General features: G+C 41.7%; 4 protein-coding genes. All 4 read left to right on the top strand.

Annotated features, from left to right (window positions below; genetic code table 11):
* Positions 1–2,024, top strand: a 2,024-nt coding sequence (locus tag AB7D94_RS16235; RefSeq protein WP_420267077.1) for an ATP-binding protein, incomplete at its 5' end; no start/stop codon positions are given.
* Position 2,025: 1 nt separating this feature from the next.
* Positions 2,026–3,159, top strand: a complete 1,134-nt coding sequence (locus AB7D94_RS16230) for a hybrid sensor histidine kinase/response regulator (protein ID WP_420267076.1) — start codon at positions 2,026–2,028, stop codon at positions 3,157–3,159.
* Positions 3,156–4,325: a response regulator gene (locus AB7D94_RS16225; RefSeq protein ID WP_420267075.1), complete on the top strand. Its 1,170-nt coding sequence runs from the start codon at positions 3,156–3,158 to the stop codon at positions 4,323–4,325. Before AB7D94_RS16230 ends, AB7D94_RS16225 begins: the two co-directional genes overlap by 4 nt.
* Before the next feature lies 1 nt (position 4,326).
* Positions 4,327–5,373 carry a response regulator gene (locus AB7D94_RS16220; protein WP_420267074.1) on the top strand — a complete coding sequence of 349 codons (1,047 nt, stop codon included), beginning with the start codon at positions 4,327–4,329 and terminating at the stop codon, positions 5,371–5,373.
* Positions 5,374–5,733: the final 360 nt, after the last annotated feature.

Below are 5,733 nucleotides of genomic sequence, written 5' to 3'. Positions count from 1 at the left end.
CCGCTTTGATTGCTAAAGAAGAGGCTGATAGGGTTAAGGAAGCCGCTTTGATTGCCAAAGAAGAGGCTGATAGGGCAAAGGCAGAAGCTGTGATAGCAAAAGAAGTGGCTGCGAGGGCAATGGAAGAGGTTGTTATAGCCAAGGAAGAGGCCGAGACAGCAAGGGAAGTGGTTGTTATAGCCAAGGAAGAGGCCGATAGGGCAAAAGAAGAGGCTGAAAGGGCAAACAAGTCTAAGAGTGACTTTCTGTCCAATATGAGCCACGAAATCAGAACCCCTATGAATGCCATAATAGGGCTGACAGATATAGTTCTGGAGAGAATTTTAGACGAAAAGCAAAAGGATTATCTTTTAATAGTAAAGAGTTCAGCCAACTCCTTGCTATCTACAATCAATGGAATACTTGATATTATGAAGATTGAATCCGGTAAATTTGAGCTTGAAACCGTGGATTTCTCAATCAACGCGGTGGTTGCATCCGCTATTGATATGTTTCTTATAACTGCCCCCAAAAAAGGAATACTTATTAAATACGATATATCGCCAGAGGTGCCAAGCGTGTTAAAAGGAGATCCAACCCGGCTTCGACAGGTATTGATCAATTTAATAGGCAATGCCCTGAAGTTTACACTTAAGGGCGAGATTAATGTTGGCCTGAAGGTTATAGATGGGCAAAACCAGGAGGCTACGGTGAATCTTCTTTTTTCAGTACAAGATACCGGAATAGGGATTGCGCGTGACAGGAAAGAAACTATATTTAAGAGATTTACTCAGGCAGATAGTTCCACAACCAGAGAGTACGGGGGAACAGGGCTTGGTCTGACTATAAATAAGGAGTTTGTTAATCTCATGGGCGGCAGCATGTGGGTCGAGAGTGAGCTTGGGGTCGGAAGCACTTTTTTCTTTACCGTTATCATGGAGAAAACTGATAAGAAATATGTCCTTTCCACTGAAGAAATTTATGATCAGCACAGACATATCCTGTTAGCAAGGCCAAGGCGTAAATTTCGAATATTGGTCGTAGAGGATATAGAGGAAAATATTCTTCTGTTAAATATTCGTCTCCAACAATATGGACACACAGTTATTATAGCCCGCAATGGGCTGGAGGCTGTAGAATGTTTTAAGTCGAATCCGGTTGATGTTATTCTCATGGATGTTCAAATGCCTGTAATGGACGGCTTAGAGGCTACACGTCAAATCCGTAAACTTGAGTCCTCCCTGGGCGGACGTATTACGATTATCGCCCTGACAGCAAGCGTTATGAGGGAGGAAAAGGCGTCATATATAAGGAACGGAGTAGATGCCGTAGTAGAAAAACCTATTGAAATAGAGAACCTTTTGTCAACTATTGAGCTTACAGTCAGAGGTGGTATTGGAGAGATGAACACTGATTTGATCGTTGAGAAAGGGGCAGTAGCATTCGGAGAATTTGCGTTAATTGACGGCATAGATGTCAAAAAAGGCATTAGTGTTTGGAAAGACGCCGATGCGTATAAGAAGGCATTAATGGGGTTTTCACGTAAATACGGCAGTGCGGCCGATACACTATTATCATTAATTGAAGGCAATGACATAGATGGGGCATACAGGCTATCACATTCCTTAGATGGAGTGTCAGGGAATTTATCAATTGTCCATGTGTTTAAAGTTGCCAGAGAGCTGTCACATTCACTAAAGGATAGAAATCTTGATAACGCCAGGACACAATTGGGCCAGCTCAAAGAGCTTTTAAAGAAAGTCGTGGACTCTATAAGCAAAATCCATGTGCCGGAGTCTGCTGTAATTAATCATAAGAGAGAATTAGATAGTTCGGTATTAAAGGGACTTATTCTAAGGTTGATAGAATCTTGTGAGTCAGAAGAACCGGATGAGGCCGAGCCAATCTTATATGAATTGCATGGGGTTATAACCGCAGAGCAGGAGGAATCAATAAAGAGATACATAGAAGACCTCGACTTTGACGGAGCAAAAGAGCAGACACTAAAATTGTCTTTATCTTTAGGAATAGACCTGGAGGCATAAAGTGACTACAAATAAAATGAAAGTGCTTATCGTTGACGATGATCCTGTTGTCAGGCAACTATTAAGGCAAATACTGAAAGATATTTATAAAATATCGTTTGCCACGGGCGGAGTAACGGCATTGGAAAAGGCACAGAAGGTGATGCCTGATATAATACTTCTCGATATTATGATGCCTGGGATGAATGGATACGAAACATGCAGGAGACTGAAGGCTGTCACTGCAACTGTCAACATCCCGGTTATCTTTATCAGCTCCGCAACGGATATTGATCATATAGTTGAAGTGTTTAAGTGCGGAGGGGTAGATTACATTTCAAAACCCTTTCAAAGCCTTGAGGTGTTAGCCAGAGTAGAAACACATTTAAAATTATATAATTTACTACGGTTTTTGTGGGAAACGGTTAAAGATGAGACCGAAAAAAACAGATTAAAAGATCAACAAATGTATGAGCAGTCCCGGCATGTAGCGATGGGTGAGCTGTTGGTTAATATTGCCCATCATTGGCGGCAACCCCTATGCACAATAGGCCTCTTTGCTCAGGAGATACAAGACACCTATTTACACGATGAATTAGATGAGAATCTTCTGAAAAAGAGTGTTTCGTCCATTATGTCAGAGGTGATTGGTTTATCAAACACGATAAATGGTTTCAGAAACTACTATATAGCTAATAATGAGCTGGAGGAGTTTAACTTAGAAGATTTGATAAACAGCACAGTAATGATTGTAGAAGGATATTTTAAACTGAAAGGTTTTACCTTCAACAAGGAGTTTGAAGATGGATTGAGGATAAATGCTTATCCGAATGAGTTTGCTCAGGTCTTATTGAATCTATTGACAAATGTTCAGGATGTGTTTGAAGCGAGGCATATTACTAACGGCATAGTTAATATAAGGGTATATAGAGACACTGATACTAACACAACAGTAATAACCATTGCAGACAATGGCGGCGGAGTGTGTGAGGAGAATATTCATAAGATATTTGACCCATATTTCACTACAAAAGATAAATCCAAGGGGACTGGGCTCGGTTTGTACATTTCAAAGTTAATCATAGAAAGGAGTATGAACGGCACTCTTTCTGTAAAAAACACCGATGGCTGGGCTGAGTTCAGGATAGAGATATGATGAACGATACAGATAAAATGAAAGTGCTGATAGTTGACGATGACCCCGTTGTCAGGCAGCTTTTCAGGCAAATATTGAAGAATATTTATAAACTATCGTTTGCCACAGGCGGCGTGATGGCGTTGGAAAAAGTAAAGAAGGTGACGCCTGATATAATACTCCTCGATATTTTAATGCATGGAATGGATGGATACGAGACGTGCAGGAGGCTAAAGGCTGACCCTGTAACTGCCGATATTCCGGTTATCTTTATCAGCTCCGTAACTGATATAGATGAGAGATTTGAGGCATTTGAAAGCGGGGGTGTGGATTTCATTTCAAAGCCCTTTCAAAGCATTAAGGTTTTAGCCAGAGTGGAAACGCATCTAAAACTATATAAATACCAGCGATTTTTAGAAAAAAGGGTTAAAGAGGAAGTCAACAAGCGCCTTGTTGAAGAGCAGATGCTGATACAGCAATCTAAGATGGCCTCTATGGGCGAGATGATTGGCGCTATATCTCATCAGTGGAGACAGCCGTTGAATGCCATTGGCCTCACGGTGCAGGATGTTAAGGAAGCGTTTAATGCGGGAGAGGTAGATAAGAAGTACCTTGAGGGCTTCGTTAAGCAGACCATGGAACTGATTCAGTTTATGTCCCAGACGGTAGATGATTTTCGAAACTTCCTGAAGCCGACCAGCGAAAAATGCACGTTTGACATAACAAAGCAATTTTACGACGTCGTTGCTCTTTTTTCCGGGATGTTAAAAAGTGACACCATTTTCGTGCAGATGAATACTCCAAAAGAGTGTTGTATCTATTCAATAGGTTACCCTAATGAACTAAAACAGGTTATCCTGAATCTGATAAACAACAGCCGTGACGCTATAAATACAAGAAGAAAAAAAGGGCTTCTTACAGATGATGGGCTGATTACTGTGGAGATTAAAGAGGTAAACGATAAAGTTGTTGCTTCCATAAGCGACAATGGCGGCGGCATAGACCCTGCTGTGATGGAAAAGCTCTTTGAACCATATGTAACAACTAAGGGGGAAGAAGGGACAGGAATAGGTCTATATATGTCCAAAGCTATTATAGAGGGAAAAATGAACGGGAAAATGTCCGTTTCAAACATAGAGGGCGGGGCGCAGTTTGTCATGGAGCTGCCCCTTGTAAAGGAGGGATAAAATGACAGAAATTAAATGGAGTGTGTTAATAGTTGATGATGAGGCCAATAACAGGCAGATACTGCGGCAGATACTGAAAGATTCGTATAAACTGTCATTTGCCACAGATGGTTTACATGCCCTGGATAAGGCCGCGAAGGACAAACCAGATATGATTCTGCTTGACCTTATGATGCCAGGAGTTGATGGCTTTGAGACGTGCCGCCGCCTGAAGGCTGACACCGCTACAGCCTATATTCCCGTTATTTTTGTTACTTCTATGGTAGACGCGGAGGATGAATCGCATGGATTTGATGTTGGGGGCATTGACTACATTACAAAGCCGGTATCTCCGTCTATTGTGCTGCATAGAGTGGCAGCTCATTTAGCGCTGTCTAATCAAAAACGGGTTTGTGAGCTGACTATTATAAAGCGCACAAAGGAGCTGATAGAGAGCCAGCAAGCATCTGTGTTTATGCTTGGAAAGGCCGGCCATTTCAATGACACTGACACAGGGGCGCATATATGGCGGATGGCGTCTTATTCGGTGGAAATAGCAAAGGCGCGCGGCTGGAATGCTGATGAGCTTGAGAAGATAAAGTATGCGGCGCCAATGCACGATACAGGGAAAATTGGGATTCCCGGTAATATTTTGAGAAAACCGTCTAAACTTGACCCTGATGAGTGGAAAACGATGATGACACATCCTACAATCGGCCACGGTATCTTATCTGAAAGCGATACCCCTTTGTTTAAGATGTCTACGGATATAGCTCACTGTCACCACGAGAAATGGAATGGTTCGGGCTATCCTAATGGTTTCAAAGAAAAAGAGACGCCTGAAAGTGCGGCAATTGTGGCCATTGCCGATGTGTTTGACGCACTCACCTCAGTGCGGCCATACAAAGAGGCATGGCCTATTGATAGGGCATTTGAAGAAATCAGAAATGGAGCGGGAAGTCATTTTGCACCGTACCTTGTTGATTGCTTTTTTGAGGTAGAGGCTGAAATCAGAAGACTTAAAGATATGTGGGATCAGAAAGAAAAAAGCGGAGATTCCAGTGTTTAGATAAAATGTGCTGAACTTCATTTAATCATTCAGCCAGTATAAAAGTGATATCATGGCAAAGGTTAGCCGGTATGCTGACATATTGTGTCACAGAGTGACATAATATGTCAGATTATTAGGGATTATAATGAATTATGCGCTAATTACATTACAGGGCATGGTATTTGATAGTATTAACGTATGACTGCATCTTTGACACATTGGCCACAGTATCGTTAAGGCGATGGCTTATATATTTTTGAATATTATTCAAAAGCCAAACGATATTGACGTAACTATATAATTTACCGGGGATAAGGTTAAATATAAGTAAGCGTCTAAATAACTACACCCGTTGATTTCCCTGCGAGGGCATCCCTA

The sequence above is a fragment of the Candidatus Magnetominusculus dajiuhuensis genome (assembly GCF_046044395.1).
In the GTDB taxonomy this organism is placed as follows: Bacteria; Nitrospirota; Thermodesulfovibrionia; order Thermodesulfovibrionales; family Magnetobacteriaceae; genus Magnetominusculus; species Magnetominusculus dajiuhuensis.
Note: the sequence above shows the minus strand (reverse complement) of the source record. Positions and strands in the feature narration are given on the sequence as shown.

Bases quoted from the DNA above. Each gene is read 5' to 3' on its own strand.
- AB7D94_RS16220 (WP_420267074.1), top strand. From the start codon at position 4,327: ATGACAGAAATTAAATGGAGTGTGTTAATAGTTGATGATGAGGCCAAT.
- AB7D94_RS16225 (WP_420267075.1), top strand. From the start codon at position 3,156: ATGATGAACGATACAGATAAAATGAAAGTGCTGATAGTTGACGATGAC.